This is a genomic window from Pseudomonas sp. FSL R10-1350, from assembly GCF_009600525.1.
In the GTDB taxonomy this organism is placed as follows: Bacteria; Pseudomonadota; Gammaproteobacteria; order Pseudomonadales; family Pseudomonadaceae; genus Aquipseudomonas; species Aquipseudomonas helleri.
Map to the genome: position 1 here is coordinate 178,014 of NZ_WIVR01000002.1, position 18,666 is coordinate 196,679.

Annotated in this window: 16 protein-coding genes and 1 pseudogene; 10 read left to right on the forward strand and 7 right to left on the reverse strand. The window is 56.9% G+C overall.

Annotation, left to right across the window (positions count from 1 at the left end; all coding sequences use genetic code 11):
• Positions 1–2: 2 nt before the first annotated feature.
• Positions 3–1,091: a molybdenum ABC transporter ATP-binding protein gene (modC, locus tag GHO25_RS01765; protein WP_153389705.1), complete on the forward strand. Its 1,089-nt coding sequence runs from the start codon at positions 3–5 to the stop codon at positions 1,089–1,091.
• Here modC and GHO25_RS01770 read toward each other — a convergent pair.
• Entirely contained in the window at positions 1,083–2,426 is a 1,344-nt protein-coding gene (locus GHO25_RS01770) for a Wzz/FepE/Etk N-terminal domain-containing protein (protein WP_153389706.1), read from the reverse strand. The genes modC and GHO25_RS01770 overlap by 9 nt on opposite strands.
• Positions 2,427–2,737: 311 nt before the next feature.
• Here GHO25_RS01770 and GHO25_RS01775 point away from each other — a divergent pair, with 311 nt between their 5' ends.
• Positions 2,738–3,673 carry a LysR family transcriptional regulator gene (locus tag GHO25_RS01775; protein ID WP_048389839.1) on the forward strand — a complete coding sequence of 312 codons (936 nt, stop codon included), beginning with the start codon at positions 2,738–2,740 and terminating at the stop codon, positions 3,671–3,673.
• Between the two features lie 63 nt (positions 3,674–3,736).
• Here GHO25_RS01775 and GHO25_RS01780 read toward each other — a convergent pair whose 3' ends face one another.
• Together GHO25_RS01780 and GHO25_RS01785 are read right to left on the reverse strand one after the other, a co-directional pair.
• Entirely contained in the window at positions 3,737–5,839 is a 2,103-nt protein-coding gene (locus tag GHO25_RS01780) for a TonB-dependent siderophore receptor (RefSeq protein WP_256677137.1), read from the reverse strand.
• A 97-nt stretch (positions 5,840–5,936) separates the two neighbouring features.
• The gene (locus tag GHO25_RS01785) at positions 5,937–6,569 is read right to left on the reverse strand and encodes a metalloregulator ArsR/SmtB family transcription factor (RefSeq protein ID WP_218581057.1); all 633 of its coding nucleotides are present in this window, start codon (positions 6,567–6,569) and stop codon (positions 5,937–5,939) included.
• A gap of 128 nt (positions 6,570–6,697) precedes the next feature.
• Between GHO25_RS01785 and GHO25_RS01790 the strand changes: the two genes are divergently transcribed.
• Together GHO25_RS01790 and GHO25_RS01795 are read left to right on the forward strand one after the other, a co-directional pair.
• Positions 6,698–8,095 carry an MFS transporter gene (locus GHO25_RS01790; RefSeq protein WP_153389707.1) on the forward strand — a complete coding sequence of 466 codons (1,398 nt, stop codon included), beginning with the start codon at positions 6,698–6,700 and terminating at the stop codon, positions 8,093–8,095.
• A gap of 232 nt (positions 8,096–8,327) precedes the next feature.
• A pseudogene (locus tag GHO25_RS01795) lies at positions 8,328–9,491 on the forward strand (GGDEF domain-containing protein).
• Between the two features lie 332 nt (positions 9,492–9,823).
• Here GHO25_RS01795 and GHO25_RS01800 read toward each other — a convergent pair.
• A complete protein-coding gene (locus GHO25_RS01800; protein ID WP_228392739.1) occupies positions 9,824–10,105 on the reverse strand; it encodes a hypothetical protein in 282 nt (93 codons plus the stop codon).
• A gap of 200 nt (positions 10,106–10,305) precedes the next feature.
• On the opposite strand from GHO25_RS01800, the gene GHO25_RS01805 reads away from it, so the two are divergent.
• Positions 10,306–10,596: a hypothetical protein gene (locus GHO25_RS01805; protein ID WP_153389708.1), complete on the forward strand. Its 291-nt coding sequence runs from the start codon at positions 10,306–10,308 to the stop codon at positions 10,594–10,596.
• A 57-nt stretch (positions 10,597–10,653) separates the two neighbouring features.
• Here GHO25_RS01805 and GHO25_RS01810 read toward each other — a convergent pair whose 3' ends face one another.
• Positions 10,654–11,160: a GrpB family protein gene (locus GHO25_RS01810; protein ID WP_178109940.1), complete on the reverse strand. Its 507-nt coding sequence runs from the start codon at positions 11,158–11,160 to the stop codon at positions 10,654–10,656.
• 145 nt (positions 11,161–11,305) lie between these two features.
• On the opposite strand from GHO25_RS01810, the gene GHO25_RS01815 reads away from it, so the two are divergent.
• From GHO25_RS01815 to GHO25_RS01825, 3 genes are all read left to right on the forward strand, one after another.
• Entirely contained in the window at positions 11,306–11,707 is a 402-nt protein-coding gene (locus GHO25_RS01815; protein WP_153389710.1) for a GFA family protein, read from the forward strand.
• Between the two features lie 5 nt (positions 11,708–11,712).
• Positions 11,713–12,825, forward strand: a complete 1,113-nt coding sequence (locus GHO25_RS01820) for an FAD-binding oxidoreductase (RefSeq protein WP_153389711.1) — start codon at positions 11,713–11,715, stop codon at positions 12,823–12,825.
• Between the two features lie 195 nt (positions 12,826–13,020).
• Complete coding sequence (locus GHO25_RS01825; protein WP_153389712.1) at positions 13,021–13,704, forward strand: YoaK family protein; 684 nt, start codon at positions 13,021–13,023, stop codon at positions 13,702–13,704.
• Between the two features lie 18 nt (positions 13,705–13,722).
• On the opposite strand, the gene GHO25_RS01830 is transcribed toward GHO25_RS01825, so the two are convergent.
• Positions 13,723–14,088: a VOC family protein gene (locus GHO25_RS01830; protein ID WP_153389713.1), complete on the reverse strand. Its 366-nt coding sequence runs from the start codon at positions 14,086–14,088 to the stop codon at positions 13,723–13,725.
• Positions 14,089–14,130: 42 nt separating this feature from the next.
• On the opposite strand from GHO25_RS01830, the gene GHO25_RS01835 reads away from it, so the two are divergent.
• Positions 14,131–14,877: a YafY family protein gene (locus tag GHO25_RS01835; protein ID WP_218580250.1), complete on the forward strand. Its 747-nt coding sequence runs from the start codon at positions 14,131–14,133 to the stop codon at positions 14,875–14,877.
• A gap of 45 nt (positions 14,878–14,922) precedes the next feature.
• On the opposite strand, the gene GHO25_RS01840 is transcribed toward GHO25_RS01835, so the two are convergent.
• Positions 14,923–16,134 carry a YeeE/YedE family protein gene (locus GHO25_RS01840; protein ID WP_153389714.1) on the reverse strand — a complete coding sequence of 404 codons (1,212 nt, stop codon included), beginning with the start codon at positions 16,132–16,134 and terminating at the stop codon, positions 14,923–14,925.
• Between the two features lie 227 nt (positions 16,135–16,361).
• On the opposite strand from GHO25_RS01840, the gene GHO25_RS01845 reads away from it, so the two are divergent.
• Entirely contained in the window at positions 16,362–18,599 is a 2,238-nt protein-coding gene (locus GHO25_RS01845) for a TonB-dependent siderophore receptor (protein WP_153389715.1), read from the forward strand.
• Positions 18,600–18,666: the final 67 nt, after the last annotated feature.

Sequence of the window (18,666 nt, forward strand, 5' to 3'; positions counted from 1 at the left end):
ACATGAGTTCACACATCACTGTTCGGCTGCAGCTCAGCTATTCCGGTTTTTCGCTGGACCTGGACGTGCAATTGCCCGGTAAAGGGGTGACGGCTTTGTTTGGTCACTCGGGGTCTGGCAAGACCACCTGCCTGCGCTGTATCGCCGGTCTGGAGCGTGCTGAACATGCCTTCGTGCAGATCAATGACGAAGTCTGGCAGGACAGCCACAACAAGCTGTTTGTCCCGGTTCATAAACGGTCACTGGGGTATATCTTTCAAGAAGCCAGCCTGTTCCCGCACCTCTCGGTGCGCGCCAACCTTGAATTCGGCCTGCGCCGCATCCCGCGTCAAGAACGGCGGGTAGAACTGGCCCACGCGGCCGACCTGCTGGGCATCACTCATCTGCTGGAACGTGCCCCCAATCACTTGTCGGGTGGCGAGCGTCAGCGGGTCGGTATTGCCCGCGCCTTGTTGACCAGCCCCAAACTGTTGCTGATGGACGAGCCGCTCGCCGCACTCGACAGCCAGCGCAAGGCCGAGATCCTGCCCTACCTTGAGCGCCTGCATGCCGAGCTGGATATACCAGTTTTGTATGTCAGCCACTCGCAGGATGAAGTCGCGCGCCTGGCAGACCACATCGTGCTATTGAGTGAAGGCAAGGCTTTGGCCAGCGGGCCTATCGGTGACATTCTGGCCAGGCTTGATCTGCCGCTGTCGCAGGGCGATGACGCAGGTGTGGTGATCGAAGGCACGGTGTGTGAATACGATGCGCAGTATCAATTGCTGACCCTGCAACTGCCGAACAGTACTCAATGCTTGCGGGTTGCCCATGCGCCACTGGCGGTGGGTCAGGCCCTACGGGTAAAGGTGCAGGCCCGCGACATCAGCATGAGCCTCCATCGCAGCGAACACAGCAGTATCCTCAACAGCCTGCAAGCCACTGTCATCAGCGAAACTGCAGCAGACAACCAGGCTCATGTGCTGGTGCGTCTGGACATCGCCGGTAGCGCCCTGCTGGCCCGTATTACCCGCTACTCCCGTGACCAGCTTGACCTGCAGCCGGGGCAAAGCATCTGGCTGCAGATCAAATCTGTTGCGGTTTTAGCTTGATTGCTTGAGCTCTTCACGGCGGCGGACATTGAAGTAACGCACCGTAGTAATACCCAAGCCCAACAGACCACCGAGGAACAAGCCCAGCACAATGGTCAGGGCTTTTTTCGGCTTGAGCGCGCTGACAGGCGTCTGAGCCTTACGGTCAATACTGACCAGGCCCAACGCACTCATGTCGGTATTCAAATTACCCAGGCGGACGATCTCTGCACGCAAGGGCTCGATATTTTTCAGGTAGACGTCTTCATTCGCGCGTTTGCCGAGTTGCTCAACCTCGCGATTGACCTCCAGCAACTTCAGCTTTTTGTCGATCTCCAGAACCCTTTTGTCGGTAAAGTCGTCGGAAGTCCGCTTGAGCAACACGGCGCGTTCAGCTTGCAGTGCTTGAGTGCCCAAAAAGTACAGCGGCGTATCCAGGGAGGTGATGTCTGTGCGAATCACCCGTGATCCGCCGGCAGCACTCTCGCCCATTGCATAAGGCGTGGTCGGGCGGGAAATGCCCAAGGTACTGGCAATGCTGATGGCTTCATCCAGTTGATCAATGCGCGCTTCACGCATGGCCTTGAGTTGCAGGCGCAGGGCCTGCAATTCGTCCTTCAAGGTAGCGCGCTTTAACTCATCGTCTTCTTCAAGCGTGGCAATCTTGGCTTCTTTGTCTGACTGGTAGCCCAAACGCGCGGCGCTGATCTTCTCTCTCAGCTCTTTCTGCCGGTTATTAATAATGGTCTTGAGGTCAGAGCTGATTTGCGCACGCTGGTTATCGATTGCGTAAGCAACAAACCCATTGATGATATCGACACCCAGAACCGATTGGGGATAGGTCAGCTCCAGCTTGATAGACGGGCTCAAGGCATCAGGGTTTTTGACGCCGACTTGGGTCAGGTTGATCGAGTCCCGGTTAAACACCTCAAAGCTTTGTTCAAGCGTCATACCCTCTTTTTCAAGTGGCTTGAACAAATCCTGATGGCTGCGGAAGAAGCTCAGGCGCGTCTCATAGGAATCCAGCGCTGCACCGACTTTCAATAGCGCTTCATTTGGTGGGAGCTTGTAGACCTCTGAACGGTTCAAAGCATCCAGTTCATTAATCTCTGCGGGGCGCAGCACGGTGCTTGCCTGATAAATTGGCTGCACAACCAAGACGTAGCCTAGTGCAATGGCGCCAGCGATTGCTGAAGTAGTCGCAATAAATTTCTTTTGCTGCCAAAAAAAAGAAAACAGGTCGACCAGGTCAATTTCGGGGCTAGAGGCTTTAGGCCGCGGATGCTCGGTGTTTTTCAAAAATAGGCGCCTTGTGAGTAGTACATCTTGTTCAGCTGACCTCTTTGATTGAGGCATGAAAGAGCTGAGCAAAAACAGAATAAACGTCTGACAGATTCTTGTACGAAAAGATCCCAATCCATAAGAATCAAGCACATACGATGACAAAATCAAGTAACGCGAAACCACGGGCTGCGCACTTTTTGTGGCAGAGCCTCATAGCCTTTTGTTTTATAAGAGAATTTTTTTACGGCAAAAAAGAATATTCCTACAGCGCACAATGATTTGTCATCTAAAACCGGTGAGCACGCCAACACGGCATCTTTCAGCGCTCTGTGTAATGATTGCCATCACCAAAAAGCACGCCTACGTGTGGGGTTACAAGAAGCATGGATATTTTTCAGGCGATGCGAGTGTTCGTGCGCGTAGTCGAGACAGGCAGTTTTACCGCAGCGGCTCAGGCGCTGGGCTATTCAACCGCGCAAACCTCTCGTTTGCTGTCTGAACTTGAATCTTCACTACAAGCACGCTTGTTGCAGCGCAGCACCCGTCGCCTGGCCCTGACCGAAGTCGGCATGCGCTATCTGGAACGTTGCCGGCTGATTCTCGGAGAAATTGAAGACGCCAATGCTGAAGCCGGAGGGGCGCACCTGATACCCCGTGGCCATTTGCGCGTGCAATCCACCACAGGCATCGGGATTCAGTTGCTGGCCCCCTTGGTCGCCAGGTACGCCGAGCTTTACCCGCAGGTGAATGTCGACTTGACCCTGTCGCAACGCCAGCCCGACCTGTTTGAAGAAGGCCACGACGTGGTCATTACCTTGTCAGCTCATCTGCCTGACTCCGAGCTGGTGGGCCAGGAGTTGGGGCGTATTTACAGCGTGCTCAGTGCCGCCCCTTCCTACCTGGAAAAACATGGCATCCCGCAAACCCCGGAACAACTGAGCGAGCATCGTTGCCTGCACCTTGTCGACCCTTTGTTCACCGACAGCTGGACGTTCCGTGATGAACAGGGTGAGCGTTCGATTCGTCCGGGTGAAGTGTTTCGGGTCAACGTGGCCGAGGCCATGGCCAAAGCTGCCGAAGCGGGCCTGGGTGTTTGCCTGATGCCGGACTACGTGAGCATGGCGTCCTACCTCAGCGGCTCATTGGTTCGCCTGCTGCCGCATTACCGCCTGCATGAGAAAAGCATCTATGCGCTCTACCCTTCGCGCCGCTTTCTGGATGCGAAGGTTAAAACGTGGGTCGAGTTCTTGAAAAACGAAATCCCGAAGGTGCTGCAAGAACACCAGGCCATCGTCGATGACCCGGCGCACTGGGCTTGAGCCCATCCGTCAGACAGGCGTGAACCTTGCCCTGAGGAGGAGCAAAAGTCAGTCAGTTTGAAGTTAGAAGTTATAACTCAACGACGCCGTCACGTTGCGCGATGCGCCGTAGAAGCCGGAACCACCGCTGTACAGGCTCATCAGGTATTTGCGGTTGGCCACGTTGTTGAGATTGAGCGCGGTACTCCAGTGTTTGTCGATGTCGTAACTGGCCATCAGATCGACCAAAGCATAAGCGTTCTGGCGAATGCGGCTGTCGCCGTCGACCTGGATCGCACTTTGCCACGCGACCCGGGTGCCAACCTTGGCCTGCGGTAAACCGGGCAGTTGGTAAGTCAGGCTGCCACGCACGGTGTGCGCCGGGACGTATTGGCGCGCTTTGTCGCCGTCGGGATCTTCGATATGCACATAGGTGTAACCCCCCAGCACCTGTAACCCGGTCGCCAATTGACCGCTGGCTTCGAGCTCTACGCCGCGGCTTTTATAGTCTTCGCTCTGGTAAACCGATTGTGCGCCGATCATCTCGCCCGTCGCTTCAGCAACGTTACGTTGGTCGGTCTTGAACACGGCAGCCGAGACATCGAGCTTCTGCTCCAGCACGCTGCCCTTGACCCCGACTTCATAGCTTTTACCTTCAAGCGGCTCAAGTACCTTGCCCGCGGAGTCCACCACGTATTGCGGATTGAAGATTTTGGTGTAACTGGCGTAGACCGAGTATTGAGCGTTGAGGTCGTAGACCAACCCGGTGTACGGCGTCACTTTGCCGTGAATGCGCACGTCACGCGGCGAGCCATAATCGGTGCCTTCACTGTCGACGCTGAGCATGCGCGCACCGGCGATCCAGTGCAGTTGGTCGGTGAGGTTGAAACGAGCACCGGCGTACACGCTTTTTTGTCGATCGGTGAAGCTGGCCATTTTTGTATCGTTGTCGGTGTATGACAGCTCAGGACGCGGGACGTGGCCACCCAGGGTCTGGTCCAGATCGGCCGGCATCATCTCGTCAATGCTGTTGTAGTAGCCGCGCTCATGGTGGCGCGAGCGCCCGTAGTTCATGCCGACTGTCAACTCATGTTCGCGACCGCCCAGACTGAACGGACCGCTCAGTTGCGCCTCGCCAAGCAGTTGTCTTTCGTTGACATTGGTATGGCTCGGATCGGCCAGCCAGGGCTGCTGATCATCGTTGGCCATCAGGTAATACATATTGGCCGACTGCCGCTGATCCACTGCGGTGACGTTTAACGCGCTCTTCCAGCCATTACCGAAATCGTGGGTCAACTCGGCAAAGGTACGCAGCGTGTGCACGTCCCAATAGGTCCAGTCCTGACCGACGCTTGAGCCACGGCGGCTGTAATGGATCAGATTGCCTTCAGCATCGACCAGAGGCAGGCCACCCCAACTGCTGCCGTTAGAATTGCTCTTGTTGTCAGAAACGCCCAGCGTGAGCGTATCTGCGTCACTCAAGTCGAAAGCCAGCATACCGCTGAGGACGTTCTTCTCACGTGAATAACGATCAAGATAGGAATTGCCGGTTTCGTTGGCATAGATAAAGCGACCGCGCACGTTACCTGCGTCGTTCAGCGGGCCAGACACGTCAACATCGACCCGACGGGTGTCCCATGAACCGGCCGACACTTTCAATTGGGCCTGGGGTGTGGCCGTCGGGCGTTTGCGAATAAAGTTGACCGTGGCCGAAGGGTTGCCCGTGCCGCTCATCAACCCGTTGGCGCCATGCAGAATATCGACCTGCTGGTACTCTGCCATGTCCAGATCGCCGTTGAGCAAGCCCGCGCTAAACGGCGCACCCATGCCGTCGTACTCAAAGTTACTGATGTCGAAACCGCGAGAGGTGAAGTTGGTGCGGTCTGTTTCATATTGCTCGACAGTCACCGAGGGGGCGCTGCGCAATGCATCCTTGACGCTATTGAGGTTGAAATCATTCAACTGCTCGCGTGACAACGTAGTCACACCCTGCGGAGTTTCCTTGGCCGTCAGTCCCATTCGCGTAGTACTGCTGTCGACAGGCTGCTGGTAGTCGCCCGGCGATATGTCGCTTTCGGCACTGGCCTGAACTTCAGTTTTGGGCAGGGTTAACGCGTCGGCGTGGGCAGCAGGCGCTGCAGCCCATGCGGCGGCCAGCAGGGCTGAGACAGGCAGAATTGATTTCAAAATAGGGATCCGTAAGTGCAAATGCGCCTGAATACTATTTGAGATCAATTATCAGGTAAAGCGTCAAGCGCTAAAAATGTAACATTTCATGAACTGATTACCTTGGAGCAATGCGATAAGCACAACGCCTTGCGCCCAGCTGGATGTGCTCCACGCGCTCGACTTTCGCCTGTAGCACCTGCTCGAACACCTGCAGTTCTGCCCGGCAAAACCCCTGGCATGCCGTGGCGGCTGCACAGATCGGGCAGTGGTTTTCCACCAGTATCAGGGCGCCATCCGGTTGCTCGCTGCATTGGGCCATGTAGCCTTCGCGGCTGCGTAACTGTGCCAATCGCTCTACCCGCGCTTTAAGGCCCACCACACCTTGCATTTCGCGCTCATACAGCGCCTGGGTCTGACGCTCACGGACATCAATCAAACGCTCTATCGCGTCTTCACCAAAGGTTTCTCGCACGGTCTGCAACAGCTGCACCGTCAGTTCTGAATGCGTGTCCGGAAAACGCGCATGCCCCGCTGCGGTCAAGTGCCAGACCTGCGTTGGGCGCCCGACACCGCGCACCTCTGCCTTGGCCTCTGCCAAACCGCTGGCCGCCAGCTTGACCAATTGTTGTCGCGCCGCCTCCCCGGTGGTGCCCAAATACTCGCCCGCATCACTGGCCAGTTGTGGCCCGCGTGTTTTGAGTAGATGTAAAAGGCGATCCGCCGGAGATGACGACGCCGAATATTCCAAGTCATTTCTTGACAAAATAAAGAGCCCCACAGCAATATTCAAAGCAATTGCTTGGAAAATTAACCCAACCCCACGTTTCATGCAATTCGCCGAGCGTTCACAGGCAGTCGCCGCACAAGGAAACATCCATGCAAGCCCAAGACAGCAGTTGGGGAGAATTACTCCTCGGCAAGAACGCCACCCGCTCCATTGCCCTCTCGGGTGGCATCGCGCTTTATGCCACCAACACCTATATCGCCACGACGATTTTGCCGTCGGTGGTCGCCGAAATCGGCGGGTTGGAACTCTATGCCTGGAGCACCACGCTGTACGTGGTGGCCTCTATCCTGGGCTCTGCACTGACCTCCAAATTGCTCCAGCACACCGGCCCTCGCCTGGCGTATACCATCGCCACCTTGATATTTATGATCGGCGTGCTGATCTGCGCATTGGCGCCGAGCATGCCGGTGATGCTGGCGGGGCGCTTGATTCAAGGGCTGGGCGGTGGCGTGCTGCTGGCCTTGTGTTACTCGATGATTCAACTGGTGTTTGAAGAGCGTCTGTGGCCGCGTGCCATGGCACTGGTGTCAGGTATGTGGGGTGTCGCGACGTTGGTCGGGCCTGCGGTGGGGGGTGTATTTGCCGAAATGGATGCCTGGCGCATGGCCTTTGGTGTCATGGTCCCGGTGAGCCTTGCCTATATCGCCTTGACTCACCGCGCCTTGCCGCCCCGCGACAGTGAAGCCGTTGCGTCTACGCGCCTGTCGGTTGTGCAACTGGTGCTGCTGGCCGCTGCCGTGCTGGCGGTGTGTGCAGGCAGTGTCTCGTCGCTGCCAAGCTGGAACGTGCTGGGTATCGCCGTCTGCGCAGTACTGGTATTCATGCTGATCCGTTACGAATCCAGCGCCTCGGTACGCCTGCTACCTAAAGACGCGTTCAGGTTCAGTACCCCGCTTTGCGCACTCTACGCGACCACTTGCCTGCTGGTGATCGGGATGAGCAGCGAAATTTTCATGCCGTATTTTCTGCAGCACTTGCATGGTCAGTCGCCGTTGGCTGCCGGCTACATGACGGCGTTAATGGCGGCGGGCTGGACCGTCTCGGAAATCCTCAGCTCCGGCTGGACAGGTCGAGGCCCACAGCGCGCCATCCTTGCGGGGCCGCTGTTTATCGTGATTGGCCTGGTAATGCTGGCAATCACCACGCCCTTGGCGGGCCAGGGTGAATGGATGCAACTGGCGCCGATCTGTCTCGGGCTGTTCCTGGTGGGGTTTGGCATCGGCCTGGGCTGGCCGCACCTGCTGACGCGCATCTTGCAGGTGGCGTCGGAAAAAGACAAAGACACCGCGGCAGCCTCGATCACCACGTTGCAATTATTCGCCATGGCCATGGGCGCAGCATTGGCCGGGGTGATTTCCAACGTGGCGGGCATTAATGACGCGACGGGCAATGCCGGCATCGCCAATGCGGCACTGTGGTTGTTCGGGCTGTTTACCGTGGCACCAGTGTTGGCGCTGGTTATGGCTCGGCGGGCTGTGCGCAGTTAACAGATGCTCAAAAGATCGTTCAGATCGGCAGGAGGACCCCGCACGGGTAGCATTGTTGTGGGAGCGGGCTTGCTCGCGATGTGGCCGACAAGGTGTAACTGATACACCGAATTGCCTGCATCGCGAGCAAGCCCGCTCCCACTGGGGAGAAGTTCTCCCTACCCTCCACGCAACTCACTAAATACGCATACAATTGCCAGCACCTCCGCACTTAAGGCAAGCCGGTCAATTCATGGCGCTCGACCCTCTCACTTTATTGACCCTGACCATCGCGCTGGCCGCTGCCGCCGCACTCTATCTAGCCATTGAATGGCGCAGCGTCCGAGAATCCTCGCTGCTGTTGTGGAGTGCAGGTTTTGCCACCATCGCCATAGGCTCATCCCTGGCGCTGTTACGCAGTATCGGACTGCTGCTCATCGGTATCTGGTTTGCCAACGGGTTGCTGGTGGTGGCCCACTGGTTGTTTCTGCTGGGTGTTGCGCGCTTCACGCAAGTGCGTTTGTCGCGCAGTTGGTACCTTATTTTTGCGATCTGGCCCGTACTGTTGCTCATTCCGAATGAGCCGTCATGGTCCTGAGTCATGTTGCTGGTCAATTCGCTGTTGGTCGCGCTCCTGGCACTCAAGGCCAGCTGGTTGTTGCGCCCCCACGGCAAGTCGTTGAGCGTGGGCGCCGTGCAGTTGCGCTATGTACTGCTGATCCACGGGGTGTTTTATCTCATCAAAGCGCTGATTGCAGTGCTTCCGGGCGAGTTTATTGACCTGGCCGCGTTTCGCGGCGAGATCATTCAGATCTCGCTGGTAGAAGGCGCAATGGCAATCATGCTGATTGCCTTGTCGATGACCGGAACCGAACGCTACCGGCGCGAAAAACAGATCGCCCGCCTCGCCGCCCGCGATCCATTGACCGCCCTGTACAACCGCCGAGCCCTCGAAATGCGCGCGCCGCCCTTGCTGAACGGCGTCTCAGCCGAACGACCTGGAGCCTTGCTGCTGATCGACATCGACAACTTCAAGCTGATCAACGACCTGTTTGGCCATACGGCAGGCGACCGGCTGTTGATCTCCCTGAGCGAAATGATTCGTGCGGTACTGCCCAAAGACGCACTGGCAGCCCGGCTGGGCGGCGATGAATTCGTGATTCTGCTGAGCAACGCCTCAAGCGAGCGCATTGAAGCGCTGGCCAGCGCCCTGCGCGAGCCGTTTTACCTCGCCACTTCACAAACCTTCGCCACCCCGCAAGCGGTGACCTTGAGTATCGGCGCCGAACTCTTCGACCGCCCACCTGCCAGCCTCAGCCAGTTAATCGAACTGGGTGACGCCGCGCTCTACGCCTCCAAACGCGGGGGGCGTAACAGTTTGCGTTTGGTGGACAGGACCACGGCTAATCAATTGTAAAAAACAGCTTAACTACGGGTCTGTGCACTTGAAACTCTACGTTTCAAGTTGACGCTGGCTTCAGATTGTCCGGGCATCAGATATCACTGACGGGCAAATCTGAGGCCAGATGTTTGGCAATGACTTGCGAAAAGCCTTGAGCATTAAAACATTCACCCAATGGCAATTATCCAACACTGTTCTTTCGTGGCTTTCTTTTAACATCATTGCGTATGCCTTGCCGGACAGCATCACCCAGAAATAGCACTTGGGTGATTGTTACCTGCACATGGCCCGCCAGCTCTTGTCTGGCGGGCTTTTTTGTCAATGGCACCCGTGCCGCACTCAAGGCTTTACCAGTCAATACGGTCAATTTCTTCTGTGCTCATCGCGCGCCAATCAGTTTCCAGGATGCCGTAGTCATTTCGTGCAGACATGAGGGCATGATCCAATGAGAACATAAGGTGATCACCGTCTATCTGCCGGGCCAGGTAATCGATGAAACGAATCTCCATATAGACAGGCGAGTCTTCCCCTTCAACAGTGAGACCAAATAACACAATAGCCGTCACATTAGGTCGCCCCTCACAGGGGTGGCGTACATTCGCGAAAAGGTATAAAGGCGTTTGTGTCATGTGAAAGCTCATAACGGGATAATTGCGGGCCATATTCATGCACACAGTAGAGGCCGGCAAGTCTGCGCAATAGAACTCACATTTGACACGATGGTCGGATAGTTCGCTTCCACAGCCTGAAAACGGGTTGATGCACTAAGGCAGGCGCTTGCAAAAACCAGCGGTAAACCGTGTGTACCCACTTTCTGAGGTCGTTATTGATGACAATCACTAAGCGCTGGCGCAGCGTGGCCGAGCGGGCATCGAAGGACCTGTTCGCATGGTCGTCTTTTGTCGCGCAAACCGAATTCTTGTGGCAAAACACTGCGTTGGTCGAGGACGGCGATGCCTGGCAACGCGTCTGGTTTGAACTGGAAATCTTGAACGGGCTTGCACTGGCAGAATGGGATGATCAGGGACGGCCTGATGATTGGTCAAACAGCTGGGCTGCCGGGTATCGACAAGAGGCTGCTGCCCTGACAACTGAGTTGGTAAGCTTGCTCGCACCCTAAACGCCACTCAGGGCGGTACGACTAAAACCGACACCCCATACACGCCTGAAGCTAGCCTTATTCATCCAGATACGGCTCAAGCCAGGCATCTATATAAGGCGCTTTATGCGAGAGGTATTCGCCAATCCCTCCGCGATTGTTGGCCTCCAACTGTAGCTTTATGTCCTGATATTGCTGGCGGATGGTGTCGTTTTCTCGCAACAGGTCGCGAAAGCGCAGCATGCGGTCTATCTGCACATGCCCCGCTGCGCAGACGTGGATTTTATGGGTGCGCACCCCGTCGACATCGCGACGGTAGAAGTGATGCCCCGCAGAAAGATCACTGCCCCGCACGTAGCCCAATGTGTGCAAGAACTCGCTGCGGACCTCTTCGTTGAGGTGTTGTGACACAACGACCAACATGTCGATTTCCGGTTTGGCGTAAATCTCGGGTACAGCGGTACTTCCGACGTGATGAATGTCAATCAACTCGGCATCAAAGGCCTGGGCCACGCGCTGTTTTTCAGTTGAAAACTGCAACGGCCATTGAGGATCGTACGGCGAGATTTTACGGGTGAGAGCCACAGGCTTTCCTTGCGTCACAGTCAGAGGCCAGCCATCTTACGGCGCTGAAGTGGCTGAATTATGACGGCGTGCGGCGCAGTAACCATTGAGATGCGCGCCCGCCCGCGTTTAGAGTGGCGCTCTCCTCGTCTGGAAATGTGCGCCAATGGATAACCTCTTGCTCGGCAGTTGCCTGTGCGGCGCTGTCCACTATCAAACATCTACGCCGCCCAAGGTGGTGTCACACTGTCATTGCAGCCAATGCCGCAAAGGCCACGGGGCCGCCTTTGCCAGCTTTTTTAATGTGCTGCGTAACGACCTTGATTTGACCCGCGGTGCTGAAAGCCTCAAGTCATTTGAGTCTTCAAAGTCGGTCTTGCGTCAGTTCTGCGGCGAGTGCGGTTCATCAATGTTTTGGTCAACTTCAAAAGGGCCCTACGCCGACTGGATTTCAATCGCCATGGGTACCCTCGACACAGCCGTCACCGGCGCTAAACAAAAGCATATCTGTGTGGCGTCAAAGGCCACGTGGCATGACATTAGCGATCATTGGCCGCAACATCCGTAACGTCAATGGATCAAAGCCGAGACAAGGAAGACCTTATGGCGTTAACGCCTGACAAGCATATTGTGGTCATCGGTGCCGGTATCGTCGGCGCCTCGTTGGCGTTCCACCTGGCTGACAAAGGGGCGAAGGTCACTGTCGTTGAAGCGGCCGAGATTGCGTCAGGGGTAACCGCAACCTCGTTCGCCTGGATCAACACTACGCACGGCAAACCGGACCCGATAGCCCAACTGCGCCGCGAAGCCATCAAGGAATACCACCGCCTTGAAGCGCAACTGCCAGCGCTGAACATACGCTGGACGGGCGCTTTGTCGTATGGCGAGGGGCTGAGTGAAGGGTCGCCTGCTCACGCTCAGTTGCTGAGCCGATCACAGATTCTCGCCCTTGAACCGAACCTCAAGCAGCCACCACAACAGGCGGTGTATGTGGCGCAAGAAGGCGCACTGGACGCTGTCGCAGCCACCCACACACTGATCGCAGGCGCTCAGGCGAACGGGGCAAAAGTGCTCACGCAAACCCGTGTGCTGGGCTTTAAAACCCTGCACGGCACAGTGACAGCGATTGAGACCTCAAACGGCACATTAGTGGCTGATACCGTGGTATTGGCAGCCGGGACCGGTATTGCCGAGCTGACTCGGATGCTCAACTGCCCCCTCCCTGTGCAAGCTTCACCTTGCATTTTTATCCGCTACCCGGCGCAGCCTGGTCTGGTGCAGACAATCATTTCCAACTCAGCGATGGAAGTCAGACAAGCTGCGGATGGAACGTTGCTGGCGGCAGAAGATTATCTGGACGACAGCGTCGAGAACCAGCCGTCCGCCGTGGCGCAGCGGACGACCAAGGCCATCGAAAGCGAACTTGAAGGCGTGGTTTTATCAGAGCCGGAGTTGGCGTGTGTAGGTTTCAGGCCAATATCGATCGATCGCCTGCCCATCATCGGGTATTTGCCCAATGCCAGCGGTGTGTATGTGTGCACCCTGCACCCCGGCGTTGCACTGGCGGCCATAGTCGGCCGCCTGGTGAGTGAAGAAATTCTCGATGCCAAGTTGAGCGATGCCCTCGCAGCGTGTCGGCCTGACCGGTTCTGTCTGGACACGCCTCCCCCGCAGGAGGGGCCGTGATCTTCTACGCCGCGCCGTCGCGAGGCTTTACGGTTGCTGCGTAGCCGGACGTAGCCTCGCAAGGCTCGTCAACTGCTACAAGAGCGCGGGCCTTTAAAACAAAGTTTCTGTCCGTTTTGCAGAAGCTGTTGGCCGGGAGGCCCTGCGCACGATTGCTAAGCTGGCTTCCCCTTAACCAAGTGAAGTCACCCCCCTATGCAGGACATTTCTCTCCAAATAGCCCCCGCTCTCAGCTTTAACGGTGGATTCGTAGACACCGTGGGGTTCATTGCTCTGCAAGGGCTTTTTACTGCTCACGTCACCGGAAACTTTGTCACCTTGGGGGTCAGCATTGTTCAAGGCACGTCCGGCATTATCGGCAAGCTGATGGCATTGCCGGTGTTTGCCCTTGTCGTCGGCCTGACTCACCTCGCCGCGTGCGCGCTACACCGCAGAAACCTGGCTTCACTGCATATTTTGCTGGCAGCTTATGTGCTGTTGCTGTCGGCGTTTGGAGGCCTGGCCGTGTGGTTTGGGCCCTTCAGCGACCCGGATTCAGCCATGGCACTTACCACCGGAATGGTCGGCGTGGCAGCCATGGCCATACAAAACACACTGTCGCGTCAACATCTGAAAGCCGCGCCACCGACCACCTTGATGACGGGCAATGTTACCCAATTGGCGATCGACTTTTTCACCCTGCTAACAGAGCGCGACGCCCTGGAGCGAGCCCGTGTGCGGACTCGCATGGCGCCCATCACCGTGAACCTGACTGGCTTCACGGCGGGTTGCTTGAGCGCCGCCCTGCTTTACCTGGCCATCGGGCTGTGGAGCCTGCTGGTGCCCATCATTGCCGCGATGTGGGTGTGCTTGAAATCACACCGCGCGGCCACGGTTTGACCCGTTACGGCTTCGCGTTCAATCTGGCATGCACACACGCAAGCGATGCCCGTCCGGGTCCAGTGCTACGAAGGTCAGGCCGAATACTGTACGCGCCAGCGGTTGTTCAATGGTGATACCAAGTACTTGCCAGCGTTGATAGGTGGCTTCAACCAAGACCTCGGTTTCAACCAGATAACCGACTTCCATACGCTGTCCTGTGCCAGCGCTATTGAAGTTCGGCGCCTGCTCTGACCACAGCCCGAGATGTAGCTGGTTAGCTAGCTCAAAGGAAACGAATGAAGGGATATTACTCGTAGGGGCTTTTTCCAGGAGCTGTTCGTAAAAAGCACGACTACGCGCCGTATCGGCCACATAGAGGATCAGAAGGTTGGGATGGTTCATCGCATTGCCCTTGTGAGGTAAGAGCGCGCAGGTTATTCGACGATGCTGACAAATCATGTCAGCATGCCCGGCATGGCACGTTCAGAACGCTTGTTACTTCTACTGCAAATACTCCGTCGACATCGCTACCCTGTCAGCGGTCATGTGCTCGCTCACGAAACCGGTGTCAGCCTGCGCACGATTTACCGCGATATCACTGCGCTGCAGAGTCAAGGGGCCGATATCCGCGGCGAGCCCGGCATCGGCTATGTGCTCAAGCCCGGCTTCACCCTACCCCCGCTAATGTTTACCGAAACGGAACTGGAGGCTCTGCTGTTAGGCTTGCGGTGGGTCAGCCGCAGAACCGACTCCGGGTTGTCGCACGCGGCGGCTGATGTTGAAAGCAAGATCCGCGCAGTGCTTGAACATAAGAGGGTCGAACAGTTCGACAATACGGCCTTGTTTGCTGGCCCCGGCCTGTCAGATGACGATGACGGGAACACCGCCCAAACGCTGCGCGATGCCATCCGGCATGAGCAAAAAGTAATAATTGACTACACAGATGCTAGTCAAACGCTTAGTCAACGCCTGATACGACCCGTATCCATCGGCTACTTTGACGGTTTTCGGATCCTCGCGGCGTGGTGTGAACTGCGCAGCGATTTTCGGCACTTCAGGCTGGCAAGAATCAGCCACTGCACCACCAGCACAGAGTTCTTTACTGGCCAGGGTGGGTGGCTATTAAGTCAATGGAAAATCCGCAACCGCGAACGCGGAATTAATGAGCAGCCTTTGCCGCACAATCCATGAAACCCACACACTGTGCGACAAAAGCCTCTGATGGCAATTAAGGCCTCAGCAACCGCTCAACGCCACCTGCGGACGCTCGCCGACGAAGAAAAACGGCCGTAGCCGCACGCCCACACTGTTGCCCAGAAAAGCCGCTACCAGCCACACCCAGCCATGCAGACTGCCTGAGGCAATGCCGCTGAAGTACGCACCGATGTTGCAGCCGTAGGCCAGGCGCGAGCCATAGCCGAGCAGCAAACCACCGATCACCGCCGCGAAAAGCGAGCGAGCGGGAATTTTCAGGCTAGGAGCAAAGCGACCGGCCAGCCCCGCAGCCAGCAGCGCGCCGAGGATGATGCCAATGTCCATGACGCTGGTGATGTCTTCCCACACCGGTGCCGCCAGCGCCTTGGCATTGCTCGGCACTTGCCAGAAGCCCCAACTGCTGACATCCATGCCCAACCCGCTCACCGCCTTGGCGCCCCACAGAGCGAACGCTGAGGTAATGCCCCACGGGCGACCGGCCAAAGCCAGCGTGGCGTAATTGAGCAAGGCCAGGCCAATCGCGCCCCAGACCAATGGCCATGGCCCGCGCAGAAAGCGGCGCAGCCCTTGGTGTTCGCTGGTCACACCCGCTTCAAGATGCCCATGACGGGCTTTTTCGAGACGCACGGTAACCGCCGCAACCACCCCGAAAATGGCCAGGCTCAACAGCAGCGCTGGCACTACCCCCAAACTCTTGACGATGGAGGTGGCCGGCAGCGAAGGCAGGGCAAACCACCAGTCGGCGTGATGGGTGGCGATGACCGAGCCACAGATGAAAAAGAACAGTGTCACCAGCATTCGCGCATTACCACCGCCGACTGTGAACAAGGTACCGGAGGCGCAGCCGCCCCCCAACTGCATGCCGATGCCGAAAATAAACGCACCGAACACTACAGATACACCCACTGGCGCGACCAGCCCGACCACGGGCTGACCGAACAGCGTGCCGGAGCCCAGTGCCGGGAAAAACAGCAGTACGGCCACCGACAGCATGATCATTTGCGCGCGCAAGCCGGCACCGCGCCGGTCATTGATAAACACCCGCCAGGCCGAGGTAAAGCCAAAAGCCGCGTGATACAGCGTTAAACCCAGTGCAGCGCCCACCACCAGCAATAACACTTGGCGTGAACCCACCGTGTTTTGCAGGAACGCTGCGCCCAGCAACAGCAAGATAAAAGCCACCAGCGGCGCAAACGACTTGCGCTCCGGTGCGATAGACAGAGAACGGCTCATTAAGAATCTCGGTTTGTTTGATTTGAAGATGTGCGAAGGCGGCCAGTATAAACCGTGAACGTATGTGCACTGTTGTTGATTGACGGGTTGCACGTAGCCTTCTTCCTACAGGGTGCTTGTGCGAAAAGTCTCTATTTAGCCAACACACTGAAAATGCCCTAACTATCTCCTTTGTCATTCGTTTGAAGCACTAACAACTTCAAAAACCTGACAAGGAATCCGTTGCAATGCGTGCTCCCCTCACCCGTTCCGTCACGTTAGCCCTCGGCCTTATCAGCAGTTCGCATTTATTGGCCGACAATGAGGCCCTGGATGAAGCTGAGACAAAACCTTCCGGCATGGAACTCGCAAGCACCCGCATCAGCGCCCAAGGACTGGGCTCCACGACTGAAGACACCGGCTCATATACCACCGGCTCGACCAACACCGCGACCAAACTCAACTTGAGCATTCGCGAAACGCCACAGTCGATCTCGGTGGTTACCCGTCAGGAAATGAATGACTTCAACCTCAATACCCTCACTGAAGCAATGCGTCATACCACCGGCGTGGTGGTGCAACACAACGACTCGGACCGGGTCAGCTATTCGTCACGCGGCTATACCATCAATAACTTCCAGATTGATGGAATGCTCAACACCTTCAGCTACATGAAGACTGACGCCGACACCATCATCTATGACCGCATTGAAGTGGTCCGCGGCGCCACCGGCCTGACCACCGGCGCAGGCGATCCGTCAGGCACCATCAACATGATCCGCAAACGCCCGACCCACGAACTGGCGGCCACGGCCGGGGTCAGCGGCGGCAGTTATGACAACTACTACAGTTACGTCGATGTGGGGGGGCCGCTGGGGTTCGACGGGCGTTTGCGCGGCCGTACCGTACTGGCCTACCGAGACAGCAAGTCGTTTCTCGATAATTACGCGCTAAAGCGTGAAGTGGCCTACGGAATTCTCGAGGCCGACCTCACCGACGACACCACCGTAGCCGTCGGTTACGACTATCAGGACAAGCAGGTTCGCGGCTCCTCCTGGGGCACAACGCCCTATTGGACCGGTACTGGCGAAAAGGCCAACCTGGGGCGTTCGACCAATTATGCGACGCCCTGGAGCTCCTGGCCGAAGAAGGACAAAACCGCCTTCGCCACCCTCGACCAGCAGTTATTCGATAACTGGCGCCTGAAAGCCGCTTATACCCACCGTTCCAGCGATTCCGAAGGCAAGGTGTATTACGCCGGTGGCGGCTTCCCGAACGCAGATGGCACCGGCATGTCGGCCTATAGCAGCCACTTTGCCGGTGACGAAACCATGAGCGCGATCGACGTTAACCTGTCGGGCACTTACGCCCTGCTGGGGCGTGAGCATGAATTGATGGTCGGTTACGGCGAAGCCAAGTACGACAACACCTCGCCGCTCTTTATTGATTTAAACCCTGAGGGCTACGATAGGGTGCCTGACTGGCGTGATATGGGCGCCATCCCGAAATACCGCGACCTTGACAGCGGTATCGACAGCAACCACAGCACCGTCAAACAGAAGTCCGGCTACCTGGCCACGCGCTTTAAACTCACCGATCAGTGGCACGCCGTGCTCGGCACACGTTACGGCAGCTGGAAAAGCTCAAACGTTGACCGCGAATTCGACGATAAGGCACCTGGCGGTGTCAGCTACCAAAAAGCCGTGCAGACCCACAACGACATGATCACCCCCTATGCCGGCTTGCTGAACGACTTCACTGAAGAGTTAACGGCCTATGTCAGCTACACCGACATTTTCAAGCCTTCTACCGATAAAGATGTCAGCGGCTCGTACCTCAAGCCGGTGGTCGGCAGCGTCTATGAGGTGGGGCTCAAAGGTAGCTTCCTGGAGGAACGTTTGAACCTGACGAGCGCGGTGTTCTGGAGCAAACAGGACAACGTGCCAGAAATCGACGACTCCGTGCCGCGTGGCCCGAATGGTGAGGAATATTACAAATCCGGTGGCAAGGGCAACAAAATCAAAGGTTTTGAAGTTGAGCTGGCCGGTGAAGTGATGCGCGGCTGGAACATGATGGCGGGCTACACCTATACCCACTCGCTTAACGCCGACGGCAAACGCATCAATACGGCCTCACCGTTGAACCTGGTCAAGGTATCGACTACCTACAAACTCCCGGGTGAATGGAGCGCGATGACCGTGGGAGCTGCCGTTAACTGGCAGAGCGACATCTACCGTGCCGCGCGTCGCCCCGACGGGACGACAGATGCAAAAGGCAATCCGAACACCTTCAAGGAAAACATTACCCAGAAGTCCTATACCCTCCTCGACCTGATGGCACGCTACGAGATTGATACCCACGTCTCGGCAACGTTGAACGTCAAAAACGTACTGGACCAGAAGTACTACGACAACGTCGGCTTCTATAACGGCGTGTTCTGGGGCGAGCCAAGAACCGTCAGCTTGGGCCTGGAGTGGAAGCTGTAACACCAACCATCCAGCCTGTAGGAGCGAGCTTGCCTCGCGATCTTTTGATCTGTTGAACAAAACATAA

Excerpts from the sequence above, each read along its gene's own strand:
- modC (WP_153389705.1), top strand. The coding sequence starts at position 3 with ATGAGTTCACACATCACTGTTCGGCTGCAGCTCAGCTATTCCGGTTTT.
- GHO25_RS01770 (WP_153389706.1), bottom strand. The coding sequence starts at position 2,426 with ATGCCTCAATCAAAGAGGTCAGCTGAACAAGATGTACTACTCACAAGG.
- GHO25_RS01775 (WP_048389839.1), top strand. The coding sequence starts at position 2,738 with ATGGATATTTTTCAGGCGATGCGAGTGTTCGTGCGCGTAGTCGAGACA.
- GHO25_RS01790 (WP_153389707.1), top strand. The coding sequence starts at position 6,698 with ATGCAAGCCCAAGACAGCAGTTGGGGAGAATTACTCCTCGGCAAGAAC.
- GHO25_RS01800 (WP_228392739.1), bottom strand. The coding sequence starts at position 10,105 with ATGACACAAACGCCTTTATACCTTTTCGCGAATGTACGCCACCCCTGT.
- GHO25_RS01805 (WP_153389708.1), top strand. The coding sequence starts at position 10,306 with ATGACAATCACTAAGCGCTGGCGCAGCGTGGCCGAGCGGGCATCGAAG.
- GHO25_RS01815 (WP_153389710.1), top strand. The coding sequence starts at position 11,306 with ATGGATAACCTCTTGCTCGGCAGTTGCCTGTGCGGCGCTGTCCACTAT.
- GHO25_RS01820 (WP_153389711.1), top strand. The coding sequence starts at position 11,713 with ATGGATCAAAGCCGAGACAAGGAAGACCTTATGGCGTTAACGCCTGAC.
- GHO25_RS01825 (WP_153389712.1), top strand. The coding sequence starts at position 13,021 with ATGCAGGACATTTCTCTCCAAATAGCCCCCGCTCTCAGCTTTAACGGT.
- GHO25_RS01830 (WP_153389713.1), bottom strand. The coding sequence starts at position 14,088 with ATGAACCATCCCAACCTTCTGATCCTCTATGTGGCCGATACGGCGCGT.
- GHO25_RS01835 (WP_218580250.1), top strand. The coding sequence starts at position 14,131 with ATGCTGACAAATCATGTCAGCATGCCCGGCATGGCACGTTCAGAACGC.
- GHO25_RS01840 (WP_153389714.1), bottom strand. The coding sequence starts at position 16,134 with ATGAGCCGTTCTCTGTCTATCGCACCGGAGCGCAAGTCGTTTGCGCCG.
- GHO25_RS01845 (WP_153389715.1), top strand. The coding sequence starts at position 16,362 with ATGCGTGCTCCCCTCACCCGTTCCGTCACGTTAGCCCTCGGCCTTATC.